Below are 19,230 nucleotides of genomic sequence, written 5' to 3' on the forward strand. Positions count from 1 at the left end.
TTTGAAGTTGGCAAAATGAAAAAAACCTTGAAATTTATCGGCTCTATCGTACTTATTTTTATTGCGATATATTTTTTATACGGTAAATTTTTTAAGCAAGAAGAGGCACCGAAAGCCCTCACCACAAGGCTTGAAAAGGGCGATATCAGAGGCACGGTGACGGCTGCGGGAGAGGTTTACGCCAGGGATTTGGTCGATGTGGGCGCGCAGGTAAGCGGTCAGATCAAAAAGCTCTACGTCAAAGTGGGCGATATCGTAAAAAAAGGCGATATGATCGCACAGATCGATTCCGTCACGCAAGAAAACGAGATCGCGCAGCAAAAGGCGCAGCTTCTGATCCACGAAGCCAATTTGGCTTCTGCAAAGATCGCCGCGGCAAATGCTAAAACGCAGTATAACCGCGAGCTTGAGTTGTATAAAAGAAACGCCGCTTCCAAAGAGGCGGTGGAAAATGCTAAAAATAGCGCCGCTTTAAAGGAAGCCGAGCAGAAGCAGATCGAGGCGCAGATCGAGCAGACCAAACTTCAGCTAAGCACTGCGGAGACAAATTTTGGCTACACCAAGATCACGGCTCCGATAAGCGGCACGATCGTTTCCATGCCGGTAGAGGAGGGCAAAACGGTAAATTCCAACCAAACCACGCCTACGATCGTAAAGATCGCCGATCTAAGCAAGATGGAGATCAAGATGCAAATCGCAGAGGGCGATATATCCAAAGTAAAGGTCGGAATGGACGTAGAATACTCCATACTATCGGATCTGGATAATATCAAAAAGGCTAAAATTTACAAGATCGATCCGGGTCTTACCACGCTTAGCGACGGGACGTACGATAAAACCTCTAGCGGTTCGTCCTATTCTTCGAGCAGCAGCGACAGCGCGATCTATTTTTATGCAAAGATGCTCGTGGATAACGAAAACGATTTTTTAAAGATCGGAATGACGACCGAAAACAACATAATCGTAAGCGAAGCGAACAATACGAGCTACCTACCTACCTCCGTTATCAAGCGAGACGGGGGAGGCGATTACGTCACGGTGCTTAACGGCAAAGAGCCTGAGCAACGATACGTAAAAACGGGCGTCAGCGACGATTTGAATACTGAAATTTTAAGCGGTTTGGATGAAAAAGATGAGGTGCTTATCGCTGACGGAAAAGCCGCGCCGTTAAATATGGACGGGCCTCCGATGGTGTTTTAGTTAAAATTTTATGGTGTAAAGATGCTAGAGCTTAAAGATATAAACAAAAAATTCATTCTCGGCGATAACGAAATCCACGTGCTAAAGGACGTAAGTTTAAATATCGAAGCGGGCGAGTTTATATCGATAATCGGGCAATCCGGAAGCGGAAAATCGACGCTGATGAATATAATCGGCTGCATCGATACGCCAAGTAGCGGAAGCTATAAGATCGAAGGTCGCGAGACCGCGAATTTAAGCGGCGACGAGCTTGCGGCGCTTAGAAGTAAAAAATTCGGCTTTGTCTTTCAAAAATACAATCTTATAGCTACGATGGACGCGACCGCAAACGTCTCGCTGCCTGCGGTGTATGCGGGCGTGGGAGCGAGCGAACGGACGAAACGGGCGGTGGAGCTTTTGGATAAGCTGGAGCTTGGCGATCGCACCAAAAATTTACCGAGTAAACTTAGCGGCGGGCAGCAGCAGCGCGTAAGTATCGCCCGCGCTCTGATAAACGGCGGCGAAGTGATTTTGGCCGACGAGCCCACCGGCGCGCTTGATAGCAAAAGCGGCGAGACGGTGATGCAAATTTTAACGGCGCTGCACAAAGAGGGCCACACCATCATCATAGTCACGCACGATGCGCATATTGCGGAATTTGCGGATCGTATCATCGAGATCAAAGACGGTAAAATTTTAAGCGATAAAAGAAAGGCGGAGCGGGTTTTCGAGCGCAAAAAAGAGCAGATCAAAACTAAAAATTCCTTTATATTTTGCAAAGACCAACTCATAGAGAGCTTTAAAATGTCGATTAGCGCGATATTTTCGCATAAACTAAGATCGATTTTGACGATGCTTGGTATTATCATCGGCATCGCGTCTGTTATCTGCGTAGTAGCTCTCGGTAAGGGTTCGGAGGAGAAAATTTTATCCGAGATCCGTAAAATTGGCACCAATACGATCGATATCTTTCCCGGTAAAAATTTCGGCGACGTGCGTGCGGGCTTTGTAAGCACCCTTACGATAAGCGATTCTAAGGTTTTGGCGCGCCAGCCCTACGTCGATTATGCCACACCAAATGCTTCTGCAAGCGGTACGGCAACATATGCTAATTTAAGCTCCAAGGCTCAACTGCGCGGCGGCGGCGTGAATTCTTTGGCGGTTAATGGCATAGATATAGAAGATGGTAGAAATTTTAGCGACGATGATATTAAAAATTCTGCCTCTGTCGCGATTATCGATCCAAACACTAAAAAAACATTTTTTAAAAATTCAGATCCGATCGGCAAGACGATTTTATTTTCGGGTAAGCCACTTAAGATCATAGGAGTTTCGGGCAAGGATAAAAACGCCTTCGGAAGCAACGAAAATTTAAGAATTTACGCGCCATACTCAACCGTGATGAATAAAATCACGGGCAATCGAAAAATCAGCTCTATCACCATCAAAATAAAAGACGATGTCAATACTCAAGTGGCCGAAGAAAGCCTAACTCAGCTACTTATCCAAAGACACGGCTCACGGGATTTTCATACGATGAACGCAGATACTATCAAACAAACAATACAAAGCACTACCGGCACGATGACGATTCTGATCTCATCGATCGCGGTGATCTCACTCGTCGTCGGCGGCATCGGAGTGATGAATATCATGCTCGTAAGCGTTACCGAGCGCACGCGCGAAATCGGCATTAGGATGGCGATCGGCGCGAAGCAATCCAACATCTTGCAGCAATTTTTGATAGAGGCGATCTTGCTTTGCTCGCTGGGCGGAGCTTTAGGAATTTTAATCGCTTTGGCGCTTGGATTTGCATTTAATACCATAAGCCCAGATTTTGCGATGAAATTTACTACCGCGCCTTTCGTGATCGCCTTTGCAGCGTCGTCCGCGATCGGCATAGTTTTCGGATATCTGCCGGCAAGAAACGCCAGCAGATTAAATCCGATAGATGCTTTAGCACAAGAATAAACAAGGAGAGAAAATGATAAATTCCAAAGTAATTTTAAGCGGCATTTTAGCTGTTTTTATCGGCGGTTGCGCCTCAAATCAAAGTGAGGTCGAATTTAAGCCTGTAGAGCATTTCAAGGACGAAAATGCAAGCTATGAAATCGATACGCTGTGGTATAAAAAATATGGCGAATCATACCTAAATAAGCTTGTAGATCAAGCCCTTGCGAATAACTACGATCTAAAAACAGCGGCTTTAAACGTTGAGAGTGCTTATGCAAATTTAGGGCTAAGCAGGGCTGATCTTTTTCCTACGCTAAGCAGCTCGTGGAGTGCGGGCGCTAATCGCGATATAAGCACCGGCTCAAATTGGAACAAAACCTATAGTTCGGGCTTTAACGTAAGCTATGAGCTTGATCTTTTCGGCAAGATCCGCTCGGCGGTAAATGCCGAGGGCTGGAACGCTAAAGCCAGCGAGTTTGACCTTGAAAATACTCGCCTGACTCTTATAAATTCTGTCGTAAGCGGCTACTTCGAGATGCTTTATCTAAACGATTCGCTAAAATGGACAAAACAGAATTTAAGCGATTACCGAGAGATCGAAAAAATAATCAAGGCAAAATATGATTACGGCAAGTCCGAGCAGCTTGATTACAGGCAGATTCAAAATTCTATTCTAGGGCTTGAAAACAAGGTCTTAAGCATTCAAAAAAATATCGAGGATAATCATAAATATATGAGAAATCTCATCTCCTCCAGCTTGCAATTTGATGATAACACCGATTCGATAAATTCCATAGAATTCCAAGGCGTTGATCTAAATGTGCCTTACACGGCGCTTGCTAACCGCCCAGATATTAGAGCTGCGATCGCTAGGCTAAATTCCAGTTTTTATGATGAACAGACCGCTAAGTTAAATTTTTTTCCTAGCGTAAATTTAGGTGCAGGGCTTACTAATGGGCAAGGCGTGAGCGCTAACGATAGCTTCAAGCTAAATTTTTTAAGTGGCAACGTAAGCATAAGTCTGCCGTTTTTGGATTATGCGAGGGTTGAAAACCGCCTTAAAATTTCGGAGATCGCTTTTCGCAAAAACGTCGTAAATTACGAACAGACGCTCTCTAACGCTACGAATGAGGTGCTAAATTTATATAGAATTTATCAGATCAATCTGGCTAGCCTTAAAAATTTAAGTGCCGCTTATGACGAAAAGGCGCGTATTGCCGATCTTTACGCTGCGAAATACGAAGCAGGTTCAAGTGAGCTGAAGGATATGCTAGAAGCCCGTACCGACGCCGTAAACGCCAAGATAAACGAGCTAAATCAAAGATATTTGACGCTTCAAAACGAGGCGGCGATCTATCGCGCGATGGCAGGTAAATTTAAACGCAAATGAAAAAGGCTTTGATATTTTGGCTGCTTTGTGGCGCGATATTTGCTGATTCTATGGTACTAAGTGCGCAAAATGGTGCAGTAAGCCTTGGCGCCAGCGCTTACGTTGCGAACGATAAACAATCAGAATTTGAGAAAAACCATAATGAAATTCTGCTAAATCGTCAAAAAAATGAATTAGATCGGCAAAGCCTGCAAAATAATTTGCAACGTGAATCAAAAGGCCTAGGCGACCACGATGATTTTTCGATGAAAAAACAGCCGATGCAAGATATCAAGGAGCGAAACAATAAAAATGAGAAGGACTTAAAACTGCGCCGTAAAAAGCTGCAAGGCGACGCTTATCGGCGCTAGGGCTGCTTTTGTTTATCGGTTTTTAAGTAAAGTTTCTATAAAATCTCCGCTTTACATTTTCTTAAAGGAACAGTTATGAAAAGAACGTACCAACCCCACAATACCCCTAAAAAGCGCACTCACGGTTTTCGCGTCCGTATGAAAACAAAAAACGGTCGCAGAGTTTTAAGTGCAAGACGTGCTAAAGGCAGAAGAAGATTGGCTGCGTAGGCGAATTTGCTGCGATAAGCGATAGCAGGGTTTTTTCGGAGGTTTATAAAAGTGCGGCAAAGTGGCATTGTGAATGCGCTGTTGTGTATTTTTTGGCTAGCGAGCAGCGTAAATTTAGCGCAGTCGCCAGTAAAAAAATAGGCAATTCAGTTACGCGAAATTACGCTAAAAGACGTTTGCGCGCCGCATTTTATAATCAAAAAGACGCCATTGTTAGCGGAATTTTTATATTAATCGCAAAAAAGCGGATTATAGATATGAGCTTTGAAGACATTGAGCGAAATTTAAAATGGGCGTTTAAAAAGATCGGCGCAGTAAAATGAAGAAATTTTTTATAGTCGCGATCGGGTTTTATCGAAAATTTATTTCGCCTTTGCTACCGCGCTGTTGCCGTTATTATCCGAGCTGTTCGGAATACGCGCTTTATGAGTTTAAGTTTAACGGCGTCTTTGGCGCGCTCTGTGCTGTAACGGCTAGAATTTTAAGATGCAATCCGCTCTTTAGCGGCGGCATAGATTATCCGATAATCGCGCGAAATTTCAAATTTTGCGTATTTTCTAAAATCCGCAGCAGCAATGCCTCTGTGGATAAATTTAAGCTTTGGTTTATACCATATAAAAAAAATAGATATTACGTCATACGACTAGGAGAAAATAGTGCTAGATAAACTTCCTCAATCAAAGCGCCTTGCTATCGCGATAGCAACTGCGCTCATATTTTTCGTAGCTTACGATCATTTTTATTTATCAAAAATTCGAGCCGCTATGGAGGCAAACGCAACCGCGGCGCAAATCGCACAAAAAAATGCCGCCAAGTCCGCTCCGCAAACTACCGCCACTGGTTTGAGTGCGCAGGGAGCAAATTTAAGTACCGCGAATTCCATCTCTGCACCGTTAGTGCGCGTGGTTGGCAAAGAAGCAAATTTCACGATCGACGGACTTGGTCGCATAAGCTCATATGTGTTAAACGATGCGAAATTCCGTGACGAAAACGGCGATGCGATAAATTTGATTGATCCTAAATCGCATTCTAAACCGCTTGAGATGCGCTTCGAGGACGCGGCGTTGAATGCGATGGCTTTCGATACTCCTTACAGCGCTTCATCTGGCGAGCTGGACGTACGAAACGGAGAGGCTAGCGTTACGTTAAGTCAAAGTTTAGGCGCCGTTAGCATAAATAAAATTCTTACCTTTTATCCAAATGGTAGTTATAAATTGGATCTGAAGTTAAGCGGAAATGCGCGTTATTTTATCAGCCCCGGCTCGCGCCCGAACGTAGAAGTAGATAGCTATACGGTTCACGGCGTCATCGTTGGAAAACCGGGCGAAGCGGGAATTTCAGATAAAATCGCTTCATTTTTTACTGGCTCGCAGGTTATAAACGAAAGCGTAGAAATTTTTAAAGATGGTGATGTGGATAAAAACGAGCGAATAAGTGGCGTAAATATCGCTGCAAGCTCCGATCGCTATTATACGACGCTATTTTACGGAGAGAGCTTGAATGCGACCGTGACTGATGCAGATAAAATTTCGCAGGTTTTCATAGGCTCGGACGGCGATCTTAGTCTTACGGGCTATATCGGCGCGAAAGATCATGCGACGCTAAATTCGATAGATCCGGTTCTTACCAATATCATCGAATACGGCTGGTTTACCTTTATCGCCCGTCCGATGTTTAAATTTCTAAACTGGCTGCATGGCTATATCGGCAACTGGGGCTGGTCGATCGTCGTGCTTACGCTCATTATCCGCCTAATCCTATTCCCGCTAAGCTACAAGGGAATGCTATCGATGAACAAGCTAAAGGATCTGGCGCCTAAGTTGAAGGAGCTTCAAGAAAAATACAAGGACGATAAACAGAAGCTGCAGATGCATATGATGGATCTGTATAAGAAAAACGGCGCCAATCCTATGGGCGGCTGCTTGCCGATCCTGCTTCAGATCCCGGTATTTCTTGCGATCTACCGCGTGCTACTTAACGCGATCGAGCTAAAGGGCGCGGAGTGGGCGCTGTGGATTCACGATCTATCGCTTAAAGATCCTTACTATATCCTGCCGATTACGATGGGAATTTTGATGTTTTTGCAGCAAAAGATCACGCCGACTACGTTTACCGATCCGATGCAAGAGAAGATGATGAAATTCTTGCCGCTTATTTTTACGGTATTTTTCGTGATGTTCCCGGCGGGTCTGACGCTGTATTGGACGGTCAATAATTTCTGCTCCATTATCCAGCAATACGTCATTAATAAAGCCTTTGCTAGGCATAAACAAGCTCAAATAGCGGAGAAAAAATCATGATAATTGAAGCAGAAAATTTAAAAGACGCATATAATAAAGCAGCAGCCGAGCTAGGATGCTCGGTTACGCAGCTTAACGTGCGCGTGCTGCAGCATCCAAGCGGCGGATTTTTGGGCTTTTTTAAAAAAAATGCTATTATAGAAGCGGTTTTGGAAGGAGAGAGATTTAGCGAAAATTCGGAATTTAACGCCTCTCAAAGCAAAACCGACAAAGCAGAGAAAAAGCAGAGCGATAAATCAGAGCCACAAAATTCGCGCACCACGCATTCTAAACATCGCAAAGAAAAACAAAAGGGCGTTGTGACGGATGAAATTTTATCCGATATCAAAGAGAAGCTATCTGCACTTTTTAGATCAAGCGAGTTTAATATCGAAGTTAGCGATGTTAGCAAAATCGACGAAAATACCGTCTATATCAAGCTGCAAGGCGAGGATAGCGCGCTTTTGATAGGCAAAGAAGGACACCGCTACAAGGCGCTTTCGTATATGATTTACAACTGGATCAGCATCAGATATGATCTTGCTGTGGTTTTTGAAATCGCGGAATTTTTACAAAATCAAGAACGATTTATCGATTCTTATGTAAATGCGCTCGTGGAACGCTCCGGAAATGAGCGTATCGTCACGAAGGCTTTTGATGGCGCATTTATCAAAATCGTAGCCGACAAGCTAAAACAAGCATATCCAGATCGTTTCGTGGGAATCAAATCCACACGTAGCGGCAAAATCGTCATCGTAGACGAAAAAAGCTAATCGTGAGCGAGACTATCGCCGCTATCGCTACGGCTCACGGCATCGGCGGAATTTGCATAGTTAGAATTTCAGGCGAGGAAGCGCTATCTATCGCTCTAGGCCTTTCACATCGCAGTTTTTTGCGACCTCGCTATGCTACGCTTGTGAATCTTTTTGACGCGAGCGGCGAAGCGTTCGGCGAGGCGATTTTGATATATTTTAAAGCTCCGCATAGCTTTACCGGCGAGGATGTCGTAGAAGTGCAGACCCACGGCGGCTTTACGGCTTCATCCTTGGCGTTAGATGCCGTGCTGGCTCTGGGTGCGCGCATAGCAAATCCGGGCGAGTTTAGTAAGCGAGCGTTTTTAAACGGTAAAATGGATCTTAGCAAAGCGGAAGCCATAAGCGATCTGATTAATTCGCGCTCGCAAAGTGCGGCTAAAATTTTAGCTAGAAACCTGCGCGGCGAGCTAGCAGACTTCGTCGCAAATCTGCGCGCGGCTCTGGTTAAGACGCTAGCTTTTGTCGAGGTTTGCATCGACTACGCAGAGGACGATCTGCCTTCTGATGTGCTGCAAAACTCGCAAGAAATGCTTAGCCAAAATATCGCTTCTCTAGAAAAAATCACTCGCATCAGCCGCAGCCGCAAGGGACTGATCGAGGGCTTTAAAGTAGCGATTGTGGGTAAGCCCAATGTCGGTAAATCAAGCATTTTAAATTCTATGCTGAGCTTTAGTCGCGCTATCGTGAGCGACGAAGCGGGCACTACGCGCGATCTCATCGAAGAAAGCCTGCAGATAGGCACTCATCTAATCCGTATAGTCGATACTGCAGGTATCAGACACAGCGGCTCAAAGCTCGAAAGTATCGGCATTTCATATTCGCTTCGCGCTGCAAGCGAGGCGGACGTGATTTTGGCAGTGTTTGACGCAAGCCGCGAATGGGACGCCGAGGACGCGCAGATCCTAAAAATATTGCGTGAACAAAAAGACAAAAAAATCATCTACGTTTTAAATAAATGCGACTTGCCGCGTAAATTTCATCCTAGCGCTGAGGATCTTGGCGATGATTTAGAGGCTTTTTCTGAAAAAAATTTCGCAGCCGAAAATCCCATACCAGAGAATTCCGCAGCCGAAAATTTAAAGCAAAGTCGGACCTGCGACGCTTCTTTAAATTCCTGCGCGCAGAATTTAAAAGCTAAAAATTTAAAGCGTGACTTAAGCGCGCAAAATTCTACTTCCACAGATTCCGTGCTTACAAGCCAAATAGCTCTTGCGAATTCAATAAATCTGGTGGGGCAGAATTCCGCCGCAAAAGCGGGACTAGTGTCGCCAAATACCGAGCGCGTTACTGCAAGCTGTGCTGCGGAGAATTTCACGCAGGATGATTCCAAACAAAATTCTGCAAATTCCATCGCGTCTAGTAGCTCTGCAAAAAATTCCGCTAGGCAAACTACCCAAGCAAATTCCATTTTTACGCTACTTGAAATTTCTGCAAACGAGGGTGTGGATAAAATTTTAACCGCGCTTGAGAGCTACTTAAATTCTCAAAATTTCGATGGCCTTATGCTAAGCAACGAGCGGCAAATTCTATCTTGCGAGAGCGCGCTTGCAGCTCTTAAAAACGCGAGCGAGCGCCTAGCTTGCGGCGAGCTTGAGCTTTTTGCATTTGAGATAAATCGCGCGATTGAGGCGATTGCACGTATTTCGCGTCCATTTGAGCGAGATGAAATTTTAGACGAAATGTTTAGCAATTTTTGCCTCGGCAAATAGCGTTTTAGCTACTAATTAGCCAAAATTCAATATAATCTCGCATTTAAAACGAGGTCTTTATGAAGGAAAAAATCCAATATTTTTTGGCGCTGTGTCTGATAAAATTTGCAAAATTCGCGCCGAAAAGCTTCATATTCGCATTTTTCGACAAGCTCGCACTTTTTACATCGTGGAAGCTTAGCAGGCGCGTTAAAGTCGCGCAGGATAACCTTCGCGCTGCTTATCCGCAAAAAAGCGAAAGTGAGCTTCACGCTCTTGCGATCGAGAATTTTCGCAGTATCGCTAGGATGCTTACCGATACGCTTTTATTTTACAATGGCAGACTAAAATTTGATGATCTGATTTCAAACGGCGAGCAGGCGCTAGAGCGCGTCCGAGAGCTAAAAGGTGATAATCCGCACGGGATTTTATTTTTTACGGCGCATTTTGGAAATTGGGAAATTCTAGCTAATTTTTTCGGCGCCAATGGCTTTCCTGTCTCGGTAGTCGGGCGTCGCAGCGATAATGAGTTGATCGAAGAGCAGCTCGTGGCGCCGTTTCGCGAGCGCTACGGCAACGACCTCATTTATAAAGACGATGCGATGCGCAGGCTCGTGCAGGCGCTAAAGCAGGGGCGCAACGTAGGCATTCTGCCCGATCAAAAGCCAGGCCCTAAAAACAGCCTGATTACGACCTTTTTTGGACGACAGTGCTACACCACGAAGACTATCGCGTCGCTTTATTTGAAATTTCGCCCCGTGCTGATACCTATTTTTGCGCGCCGCGGAGAGGATGATCGCTACGAGATCGTGATCAAGGATTTCCCGCCGCTACCTGAGGGGCTAAATAAGGACGAGGCCGAACTGTTTATCACGCAAAAGTGCAACGACATTTTCGAAGAGGTCGTGCGAACCGCGCCGCAGCAGTGGTTTTGGATACACAAACGATGGAAAATGGACTGATGGCGTGGCAAATTTCAAGAGGCGAGAGCAGACGGGGCATCGCGAGAAATTTATCCGCGCCGCAGGGCTCGCGTCTCTTTGCAAAAGAGCAAAGCGTCGAAAATTTAAGTAGAGCCGCGCGAGCGGGTAAAATTTTAAATCGCGAAAGCTCTATGGCGATCGCCGCTGCGCGAGATTATAAAAATTCGAAATTTAAAAATTTCATATCGATTTGCGGCAGCCCCTCTTACATTTTACGCCGCGAAAATTTTAGATATAAAAATTTAAGATCGGGTGCCTCAGATTACGCGTGGCACGCAGGCGGCGGGTCATTAAATTTAAACAGCGAAAACTCCGCTGCAAATCAGTCCGCCCCAAAAAATCCGCATCGAAAAGCGCTCATCTTAAGCGACGGCCGCAAGGGGCACGAGAACCAAAGTATCGCATTTTGCGAGCTAAAAGGGCTTGATTTTTGCATTTGCAAGATCGCTTACGCAAACAAGCTTCTTAAACTCTGCTCCTACGCGCTTGATTTTTTTGGGCTTTATTTTAAAATTTTTAAGTGCGATCTTGGCGGGAGTGGCACGGCGGCGGACCGTAAAAACGGATCAAATTTAAATAGTCCCGCTTTAAATAGCTCCGCCTCGCAAAATAGCGTAAATTTAGACGCCGCGCCGAATGGCGCCAATTCGGACGCCGTATCATATAGCGCAAATTTAGATGCTCCGGCAGATCGCAATTTAAATTTTACAGATTTCGATCTGTTCGTGGGCGCGGGCTCTACGAGCTATTACGCGCTGAAATTTTACGCGCGCAGATACGCAAAGCCGAGCGTAGCACTAATGTATCCGAAGGGCTACCGCAAGGATTTTAGCGTCATCATCGCAGGCGCGCATGATCGCCCGAAGCCGCGCGCGAACCTTAAAATTTCGCCCGTCTCGCTTAGTTTTTCGCGCCCGCAGGGGCTGTATCAGCCGCAGTGCAAATCCATCGGATTTATCATCGGCGGGCCTAATTTCTGCTTTGAGATGGGGGATGAAATTTTAAAGCAGATCGAGGGCGTGAGGGCGCAGTTTGCGGACTGCGAGTTTGCGCTAACGACCTCTCCACGCACGCCGCAGGCTACCGAGAGCGCGCTAGAAAAACTCGGCTGGGATTACAGCGTGATTTATAGTCGCGAGCCCGTAAATCCGATCGGCGATTTTTTGGCGCAGTGCGAGTGGGTCTTTATCAGCGAGGACAGCGTCTCGATGATAAGCGAGGCCGTATCTAACGGGCGTGCGAGCGTAGCCATTTTGAGTTTAAAACGCAAAGATGCTCATAATAAATTTGACGATTTTATAAGCGCTCTCGTTTCTACGGGACATGCTAGGCGCTATGACGAAGCGTTAAAAAAGACTGCGAAGTACGATCTTGGGGCGTTTGTGAGGGAGATAAAAATATGAGGGTTGTGCAAATCCTGCCAGAGCTGAACGAAGGTGGCGTCGAGCGCGGCGTAGTCGAGCTAAATAGAGAGTTTGCGCGGCGCGGCATCGAAAATTTCGTTATCAGTAACGGCGGCAAATTGGCACCCGAAATAGAAAAAGACGGCGGCGTGCACGTACAGCTCGACGTTTGCTCCAAAAATATCCTAAGCGCTCCGGCGCGCGTTTTAAAGCTGCGTAAAATTTTAAACGAAATTTCTCCAGACATCGTGCATGTCCGCTCCCGCGTGCCGGCGTGGCTGGTTAAATTTGCTCGCCCCAAAGCAAAGATCGTAAGCACCGTGCATGGGATAAATTCTGTAAATTTCTACAGTAAAATCATGACGGATGCGGACGCGATCATCTGCCCTAGCGGCTATGCGCGCGATCACGTGGTGCGAAGCTACGGCGTGGATGCGGCCAAGATCACTATTATTCCGCGCGGTATCGATCTAGTAAAATTTAATCCAAAAAATTTAAACGAGCGCTTTATCGCGGAATTTAGACAGAATTTTAACCTTGCGCAGGATGATTTCATCGTCTCGGGCGTTGGGCGTATCACGCAGATTAAGGATTACAAAACCCTGATCCGCGCCGCGGCTTTGGCAAGCGAACAAAATCTTAAAATTTTGATCGTAGGCGGCGTGAGAGCGAATCGCGACGAGTATTTTTCCGAGCTAAAATCGCTCGTAGAGGGGCTTGGCCTCTGCGAGCGCGTAATTTTTACGGGCTCGCAGAGCAAGGTAGCCGAGATTTACTCGCTCTCGTCGGTCACGGTAAGCGCTTCGAGTAAGCCCGAGAGCTTCGGGCGCTCGATGGCCGAGGCGATCGCACTGAACTGCCCGGTGATAGCGACTCGCCACGGCGGCGCGCTGGATATCGTAAGAGAGGGCGAAAACGGCTATTTTTTTGACGCGGGCGACGCGCAGGCGTTAGCGGGGCTGTTTGCCCCCGCGCGCGAGCTGAAATTTGACGGCTACGGCTACGTTTTGCAAAACTTCAGCCTAGAGCAGATGGTAGAAAAAACGATAAAGGTTTATGAGAGTTTAATATGAAAAAATTTTTTTATGAAAACGGCGCGCTTAGCGGCTGGAGGATCACATTTTTAACGCTGCTGCTTCTTTGGTGCGCGTCGCTGTTTTTCAAAAACGCGGTCTATCAGATCTCCTTTGCGGCGCTAAATTTACTCTTTTTGGCGCATCTATTGTATTTTAGGAATTATGCAACTCTAAGCGAAATTTTGAAAAAAACGCGATTTATTGCGATCTGCTTTGTCTGTTTAGTGGCGACGCTAGCGATTTCAAACCTCCTAAACGAGGCCGTGATCTCAAAAAAAGCATGGCAGAGCACGCTATTTTTCGTGCTTCGATACGGCACAATATTTTTGGCGCTTTGCTATTTTTACAAGCTTAAATTTTTTGATCAAAACGCCGTTTTTGCTTTTTTGTTCGTGGGGCTTGGAATTTTATCGGCGAGCGCGATCTATCAGTTTGTAAGTAGTCCTGATGCGATCGTCTTTTCAAACAATTCCGCTCGCGGCGGACTTAGCGGAGTGCTTTCGAACCGCAATATTTTAGGGCTTTTTATGGGCTTTGGGCTCTGCCTTAGCGCGGTGGCGATACGGCGGTCTTTGGCGCTTAAATTTGCGGCTTTATTTTTATTCGCGTTTTTTATGATCTTTTCATTTTCCAGAGCGGCATGGGTTGGCGCGTTTTGCGCGCTTGTGTTTTATGGCGCGCTAAATTTAAAGAGTCTAAACAAAAAATACCTGCTTTTCACGATAGGTTTCATCGCGATTTTTGCCGTTTTGCTTGTGCTTTCGCCGTCGTTTGAGCAAAGACTAGCAGCGCTATTTAGCGGCGAATCCTCGGGTAGAACCGTAATTTGGAGCTATATTTTAGAGATGGCGCAGCAAAAGCCTATCTTGGGCTACGGGCTGGGCTCATATATAAATTTGCCGGGCTCCCCGGTCCTAGAGCATCCTGAATATAACGCACCGCATAATTTATTTTTAGAAATTTTACTTTATAGCGGCGTGCTCGGTCTCATCTTTTACGGCGCGATCCTATTTAGCGTTTTTAAGGAGTGCATTCAAAGCAGGCAGTTTGGGGTTCTTGCGCTTCTAATCTATCTTTTGATAGATTGTCAGTTCGATCACGGAGCGTATCTGTCGAAAGAAGCGCTAAGTCTGGCTACGATACTAAGTTTTTTGGCATATCGCGTAAGGATCGAGCGATGATCTACGCGGCGGTTTTGGCTTTTGCGGCGGCGGCGCTTTTTGCATGGTTTTGCCTGCGCTTTGCGTGGTGGGCAAAGGACCAACCCTACGAGTATCCGCGCGTGCTGATGTATCATATGATCCGCGAGCATCTGCCAAAGCATGCCTCTAAATTTAACCGCTTGCGCGTGACCCCTGCCGCGTTTGAAAAACAGCTTGCGTGGCTGAAGCGAAACGGCTTTACGAGCTACACTCTAAGCGAGCTTGCGAGCTTGGATAAAAAGCCTGCAAAGGCGGTTTGCATTACCTTCGACGATGGGTATCGCGATAATCTCACGGGCGCTCTACCGATACTTCAAAAATACGGCTTTAAGGCGACGATTTTCATCGTGAACCGGCGCTTTGGCGGGAATTGGGCGACCGATAAGGATCTGAAAAAATCAAGCGACGAGCTAAATCGCGAGCAGATGCTAAGCGACGAGGAGGTCCACGAGCTTTTGCAAAGCGGGCTTATCGAGATCGGTTCGCATACGCTCGATCACGCAAACTTGCCTAGCTTGGACGCGGCAGAGCAGCTGCGTCAGATGAGCGAATCAAAGCGCGAAATAGAGGCGAAATTTGATATTTCTTGCAGCGCTTTTGCCTATCCGTTCGGCTTTTACGACGAGATTAGCGTGCGCTGCGCGCGCGAGGCGGGCTTTAGCTGCGCCGTTACGACGCAAAACGACGTGTTGCGCCCCCACTACTCAAATTTTGAAATTCCGCGCATCATGGTTAGCGGCAGACAGGGACTTTTTAGCTTCACTTTGAAGATGAAAAAGGGCAGAAATAGATGAAAATCGCCTATCTTTGCTGCTCCAGATTTTACGGTGGCGTTGAAAAGATCGTGATCGACTCGCTGAATGAGCTTTGCAAAAGCGAGCAGGTAGCGCTTATCGTGCCTGCTAGATGCGAGTTTTTGCAGCGTCTGGATGCTCGCGTGCAAATTTATGAGTACAAAAGCCGCGACAAGCGCTACAATCCGTTTTTGTTCGCTGAAATTTATCGGTTTTTACGCTCGGGCGGATTTGAAATTTTACATTCGCACGGCGCCAAAGCCGCGCAGATCGGCTTTGTGGTCGAAAAATTTTTAAATCTTAAACTTATCGCGACCAAACACAACGACCGCAAGGCGCCCGTTTTTGATCGCGTGCGAAACGTCATCGCAGCCTCGCGAAAGGTCGCAATCACGATAAATCACGCCGTGAAGGTGATATATTTCGGCATAGAGCCGCGGCTGGAGTTTGCAAATCGTGAAATTTGCGCGCGCTGCAAGGACGCGGAGGGCGTCGTAAACGAAGTGCCCAAAGAAGCAAAAGATGCGCGCAGTGACTCGGCTGGTACTACGGACACGTCGCAAAATACGGCTGGCTCTGCATTTGCGTCGCAAGATATGCCTGGTGGGGCGGACACGTCGCAAGATAGGGCTTTTGATTCGCAACAGGGCGCAAACGCGGCGGCGGAAAATTTTAAATTTAGCATCGTAGCGGTCGGCAGGCTTGATAAGATCAAGGGTTTTGATCTTTTGATCCGCGCCGTAAGCGAGCTGAAATTTGATTTCGAGCTTAAAATTTACGGGCAGGGCGGCGAGAGGCAAAATTTGCAAAATTTAATCGATTCGCTAAAATTGCAGGACCGCGTGCGGCTATGCGGCTTTTGCGACGACGTTGCGGCAGCTCTGAGCGCATCGCACCTGCACGTCATCAGCTCGCGTAAGGAGGGCTTTCCGGTGATTTTGATCGAAGGTATTTTTTATTCGCCCGTGCTGATCTCTACCCGCGTGGGTGGAATTTCGGAAATTTTAAGCGAGGAGTTTTTATGCGAGGCGGCGGATCTGGGCGCTAAAATCGATGAAATTTACCGCACTTACGGCAAATACGCCCGGGCTTTTGCGCAAAAACACGCTGATCTTAAGCAAACTTTGACGCTGCAAAATTATATTAGCTCGCTTAAAAATTACTACGAGGAGCTGTTATGCGAAGTCTAAAGATTGTGCATTGCGGCATTTTCAACGAATACGACGACGGTAGTTTTTTCTACGGCATGGAGCGCAAGATCAGCCACGGACTCGTTCGCGGCGGGCACTTCGTCTATGATTTTAGCTACCGCGATTGGGAGCGGAGCTTGCGCTTTTGCGGGCTGAAAAACAGCGGGTTAGAGAAGATGAACGCCAAGCTCGTGCGTACCTGCGAAAATATCGGCGCCGATCTGCTTTTAATCGGCAAAGGCGAAAAGATCAGTCTTGGCACGCTGCGGGCGATAAAATCGGCACTTCCTAAGATCAAAATCGCGATCTGGTACGTCGATCATCTACAAGAAAAACGGGAATTTTTCGAAAAGCTAAGCTTCATCGACGTGTTTTTTTGGGCGAATGCGCTGAAGCTGCGCGATCTTTCTGCAAGATACGGCGCAAAATTCGCCTTTTTCCCAAACATCTCCGACGCGGCGTTTGATAGACGCCTAGACGCTGCTAAAACGACCGACGTGATCTACATAGCGCGCGATTATCAAGAGGACGTGAGGTATAAATTTGCGCTTTTGCTGCGCGATTTTTGCGAAAAAGAGGGGCTTAGGCTTAAAATTTTTGCAAGCCTCGGCGCACCTGCCGTATTCGGCGATAAATTTCATCGCGAGATCGCGGCTGCGAAGATCGCGATAAATTTTAATCGCGACGACGAGCTTGAGTGCGCGCGTGCTCATAAATTGCTCGGCGCGAGCGACCGCATGGCACAGTTTTTGGGCTGTGGCGTCTGCACTTTTAGCCCCAAGATCGCGGGGTTTGAACGGCTTTACGAGGATGGCTCGGAGATAGTTTATTTTGATGATCCTGCGGATTGCTTTTCAAAGATAAAATGCCTTCTTACTAGCGGCGAATACGCGCACATTGCGCAGTGCGGCAGAGCCAAGACGCTAAGGATCGCAAATGCCGCCCGAGTGGCAAAATTTATGCTTGAGACGATCTTTGAAGAGAGCTTCGGCGCAGATACTTGCGGTGAAATTTCTGATGAAAAATGCAGCGAGAGCGTCGGCGAACGTCGCGGCGTACTAAGCGGAAAAGATAAAAACGAGCGGAGCGATTTTTACAGCGAGCCTTACGAATGGCGCGAGTTCGTCTATAAAAACGGAGAGAAATTCAGATGATTTATTTTGTAGCCTTTCTGATCTTTGCCGCCGCGGTAGGTGTTTCGATGCGGTATAACTGGTGGCGGATCCCGCAGGGCTGGCATAAGGCGCGGGTGTTGATGTATCATAGCGTAGAGGAGCACAAGGGCGATAAATTCGATAAATGGCGGCTAAAGCCTGCGGATTTTGAAAGACAGATCGCGTGGCTTGCGAAAAACGGCTTTAAAAGCTTTAAATTTGGCGAGCTTATCGCGCTAGAGCGGCTGCCTAAAAAGGCTGTTTGCATCACATTCGATGACGGGTTTGAAAATAATTTTACTAGCGCCTTTGAAATTTTGAAAAAATACAATTTCAAAGCGAGCATATTTTTGGTGCCGGACGCCGTGCAAAACGACTGGGAGCGCGCCAACACCGCTCATCTTGCACGGATGCTAAACGAGGAACAAATTTTAAAAATGCAGGCAAGCGGGCTAGTTGAGTTCGGCGCGCATACGATGCACCACGTAAATTTAGACCTTACCTACGCGAGCGATCCGCAGCTCGCCGCAGACGAGATCATCGCGTCTAAGGCTCGCGTAGCGCGTATTTGCGGACAGCCTTGCGAGGTGTTTGCCTACCCCTACGGTAAATTTAACGACGAAATTTTAAATATCGCCAGATCAAATTTCAAAGGCGCGGTGGTCGTCAAGCGCGGACTTTACGAGGCGGGCGACGACAAATACGCCGTAAAGCGTATCGGCATTTTGGGCACGGAGGGGTTTTTTGATTTTTGGCTGAAATTTACGAGGATAAGGAACAAACTATGATTAAAGCGTCCGTTTATGCGATAGTGATGAATGAGGAGCGCCACATCGAGCGTATGCTGCGTAGCGTGGCGGATTTCGCCGAGATCATAATCGTCGATAGCGGCAGCACCGATGCCACGCTGCAGATCGCGCGTAAATTTACCGATAAAATTTACCATCACGACTGGCGGGGCGAGGGGGTGCAGAAAAACTACGCGTTTTCGCTATGTAGCAACGAATGGGTGCTAAATCTCGACGGCGATGAGGAGGTAAGCCCTGAGCTAAAAGGCGAGATAGAGGAGTTTATGAGCCAGAGCGATTATTCGGCGCTGGATATTAAATTTCATGAATACTCGCTCGGGCGCAAGTGCTCGGATCTCGTGCGCAAAAATACTCACATCCGCTTCTTTCGCAAGGAGTGCGGCGAATATAAAAATATGGGGGTGCACGCGCAAATTTCGATCATAAAAGGCGCGGTGAAAAAGAGCAAATTTTGCATCAACCATTTTAGCGAAAAGCCGATCGCCGAGCTCGTTATGAAAAATAACAACTACTCCACGCTGCGCGCGCAGGGGGATTTTGAGAAGGGCAAAAAGCCGAGCTTTGCGAAGCTTTTGCTGATCTATCCGTTTGCGTTTTTTAAATCATACATTTTGCGCAGATCGCTTTTTGACGGGCGCAAGGGATTTATCACGGCAAATATTAACGCATTTTACGCGTTTTTAAAAGAGGCGAAACTTTACGAGAAGTATCTTAAAAAGGGCGAAGATTAATCGAAATGATAGAAAATTTTAGCT

The 19,230-nt window shown here is 46.8% G+C and carries 19 protein-coding genes; all 19 read left to right on the forward strand.

Translation table 11 applies throughout. The annotated features are described in order from the left end of the window. Nucleotides 1-15: 15 nt before the first annotated feature. The 19 genes from Q0135_RS02675 to Q0135_RS02765 all read left to right on the forward strand — a co-directional run bounded on the left by Q0135_RS02675 (nt 16) and on the right by Q0135_RS02765 (nt 19,206). Nucleotides 16-1,200, forward strand: coding sequence for an efflux RND transporter periplasmic adaptor subunit (locus Q0135_RS02675; RefSeq protein WP_297926643.1), 1,185 nt, complete (start codon nt 16-18; stop codon nt 1,198-1,200). Between the two features lie 21 nt (nt 1,201-1,221). Beyond that, the gene (locus Q0135_RS02680) at nt 1,222-3,150 is read left to right on the forward strand and encodes a MacB family efflux pump subunit (protein ID WP_297988027.1); all 1,929 of its coding nucleotides are present in this window, start codon (nt 1,222-1,224) and stop codon (nt 3,148-3,150) included. A gap of 13 nt (nt 3,151-3,163) precedes the next feature. Further along, nucleotides 3,164-4,522, forward strand: a complete 1,359-nt coding sequence (locus Q0135_RS02685) for an efflux transporter outer membrane subunit (RefSeq protein ID WP_297941932.1) — start codon at nt 3,164-3,166, stop codon at nt 4,520-4,522. After that, on the forward strand, nt 4,519-4,872 hold the full coding sequence (locus Q0135_RS02690; RefSeq protein ID WP_297988029.1) for a hypothetical protein: 354 nt from the start codon (nt 4,519-4,521) through the stop codon (nt 4,870-4,872). Before Q0135_RS02685 ends, Q0135_RS02690 begins: the two co-directional genes overlap by 4 nt. Before the next feature lie 75 nt (nt 4,873-4,947). Next, on the forward strand, nt 4,948-5,082 hold the full coding sequence (gene rpmH, locus Q0135_RS02695; RefSeq protein ID WP_005873223.1) for a 50S ribosomal protein L34: 135 nt from the start codon (nt 4,948-4,950) through the stop codon (nt 5,080-5,082). Between the two features lie 14 nt (nt 5,083-5,096). Next, the gene (gene rnpA, locus Q0135_RS02700) at nt 5,097-5,405 is read left to right on the forward strand and encodes a ribonuclease P protein component (protein ID WP_297988071.1); all 309 of its coding nucleotides are present in this window, start codon (nt 5,097-5,099) and stop codon (nt 5,403-5,405) included. Next, entirely contained in the window at nt 5,402-5,749 is a 348-nt protein-coding gene (gene yidD / locus Q0135_RS02705) for a membrane protein insertion efficiency factor YidD (protein ID WP_297988031.1), read from the forward strand. Before rnpA ends, yidD begins: the two co-directional genes overlap by 4 nt. Further along, the gene (gene yidC / locus Q0135_RS02710) at nt 5,739-7,382 is read left to right on the forward strand and encodes a membrane protein insertase YidC (protein ID WP_297988033.1); all 1,644 of its coding nucleotides are present in this window, start codon (nt 5,739-5,741) and stop codon (nt 7,380-7,382) included. Before yidD ends, yidC begins: the two co-directional genes overlap by 11 nt. Beyond that, nucleotides 7,379-8,134, forward strand: coding sequence for a Jag N-terminal domain-containing protein (locus Q0135_RS02715; protein ID WP_297988035.1), 756 nt, complete (start codon nt 7,379-7,381; stop codon nt 8,132-8,134). Before yidC ends, Q0135_RS02715 begins: the two co-directional genes overlap by 4 nt. A gap of 2 nt (nt 8,135-8,136) precedes the next feature. Further along, on the forward strand, nt 8,137-9,885 hold the full coding sequence (gene mnmE, locus Q0135_RS02720; RefSeq protein ID WP_297988037.1) for a tRNA uridine-5-carboxymethylaminomethyl(34) synthesis GTPase MnmE: 1,749 nt from the start codon (nt 8,137-8,139) through the stop codon (nt 9,883-9,885). A 59-nt stretch (nt 9,886-9,944) separates the two neighbouring features. Beyond that, nucleotides 9,945-10,826: a lysophospholipid acyltransferase family protein gene (locus tag Q0135_RS02725; protein ID WP_297988039.1), complete on the forward strand. Its 882-nt coding sequence runs from the start codon at nt 9,945-9,947 to the stop codon at nt 10,824-10,826. After that, nucleotides 10,796-12,250: an ELM1/GtrOC1 family putative glycosyltransferase gene (locus Q0135_RS02730; RefSeq protein ID WP_297988041.1), complete on the forward strand. Its 1,455-nt coding sequence runs from the start codon at nt 10,796-10,798 to the stop codon at nt 12,248-12,250. Before Q0135_RS02725 ends, Q0135_RS02730 begins: the two co-directional genes overlap by 31 nt. Continuing rightward, complete coding sequence (locus Q0135_RS02735; protein ID WP_297988043.1) at nt 12,247-13,323, forward strand: glycosyltransferase family 4 protein; 1,077 nt, start codon at nt 12,247-12,249, stop codon at nt 13,321-13,323. The genes Q0135_RS02730 and Q0135_RS02735 overlap by 4 nt, the downstream gene beginning before the upstream one ends. After that, the gene (locus Q0135_RS02740; RefSeq protein WP_297988044.1) at nt 13,320-14,507 is read left to right on the forward strand and encodes an O-antigen ligase family protein; all 1,188 of its coding nucleotides are present in this window, start codon (nt 13,320-13,322) and stop codon (nt 14,505-14,507) included. Before Q0135_RS02735 ends, Q0135_RS02740 begins: the two co-directional genes overlap by 4 nt. Continuing rightward, on the forward strand, nt 14,504-15,322 hold the full coding sequence (locus Q0135_RS02745; RefSeq protein WP_297988046.1) for a polysaccharide deacetylase family protein: 819 nt from the start codon (nt 14,504-14,506) through the stop codon (nt 15,320-15,322). Before Q0135_RS02740 ends, Q0135_RS02745 begins: the two co-directional genes overlap by 4 nt. Continuing rightward, nucleotides 15,319-16,512, forward strand: a complete 1,194-nt coding sequence (locus Q0135_RS02750; RefSeq protein ID WP_297988047.1) for a glycosyltransferase — start codon at nt 15,319-15,321, stop codon at nt 16,510-16,512. The genes Q0135_RS02745 and Q0135_RS02750 overlap by 4 nt, the downstream gene beginning before the upstream one ends. Continuing rightward, the gene (locus Q0135_RS02755) at nt 16,500-17,666 is read left to right on the forward strand and encodes a glycosyltransferase (protein ID WP_297988048.1); all 1,167 of its coding nucleotides are present in this window, start codon (nt 16,500-16,502) and stop codon (nt 17,664-17,666) included. Before Q0135_RS02750 ends, Q0135_RS02755 begins: the two co-directional genes overlap by 13 nt. After that, on the forward strand, nt 17,663-18,454 hold the full coding sequence (locus tag Q0135_RS02760; RefSeq protein WP_297988050.1) for a polysaccharide deacetylase family protein: 792 nt from the start codon (nt 17,663-17,665) through the stop codon (nt 18,452-18,454). The genes Q0135_RS02755 and Q0135_RS02760 overlap by 4 nt, the downstream gene beginning before the upstream one ends. Continuing rightward, nucleotides 18,451-19,206: a glycosyltransferase family 2 protein gene (locus Q0135_RS02765; RefSeq protein ID WP_297988052.1), complete on the forward strand. Its 756-nt coding sequence runs from the start codon at nt 18,451-18,453 to the stop codon at nt 19,204-19,206. The genes Q0135_RS02760 and Q0135_RS02765 overlap by 4 nt, the downstream gene beginning before the upstream one ends. Nucleotides 19,207-19,230: the final 24 nt, after the last annotated feature.

This window comes from uncultured Campylobacter sp., from assembly GCF_937981295.1.
Taxonomy (GTDB): domain Bacteria; phylum Campylobacterota; class Campylobacteria; order Campylobacterales; family Campylobacteraceae; genus Campylobacter_B.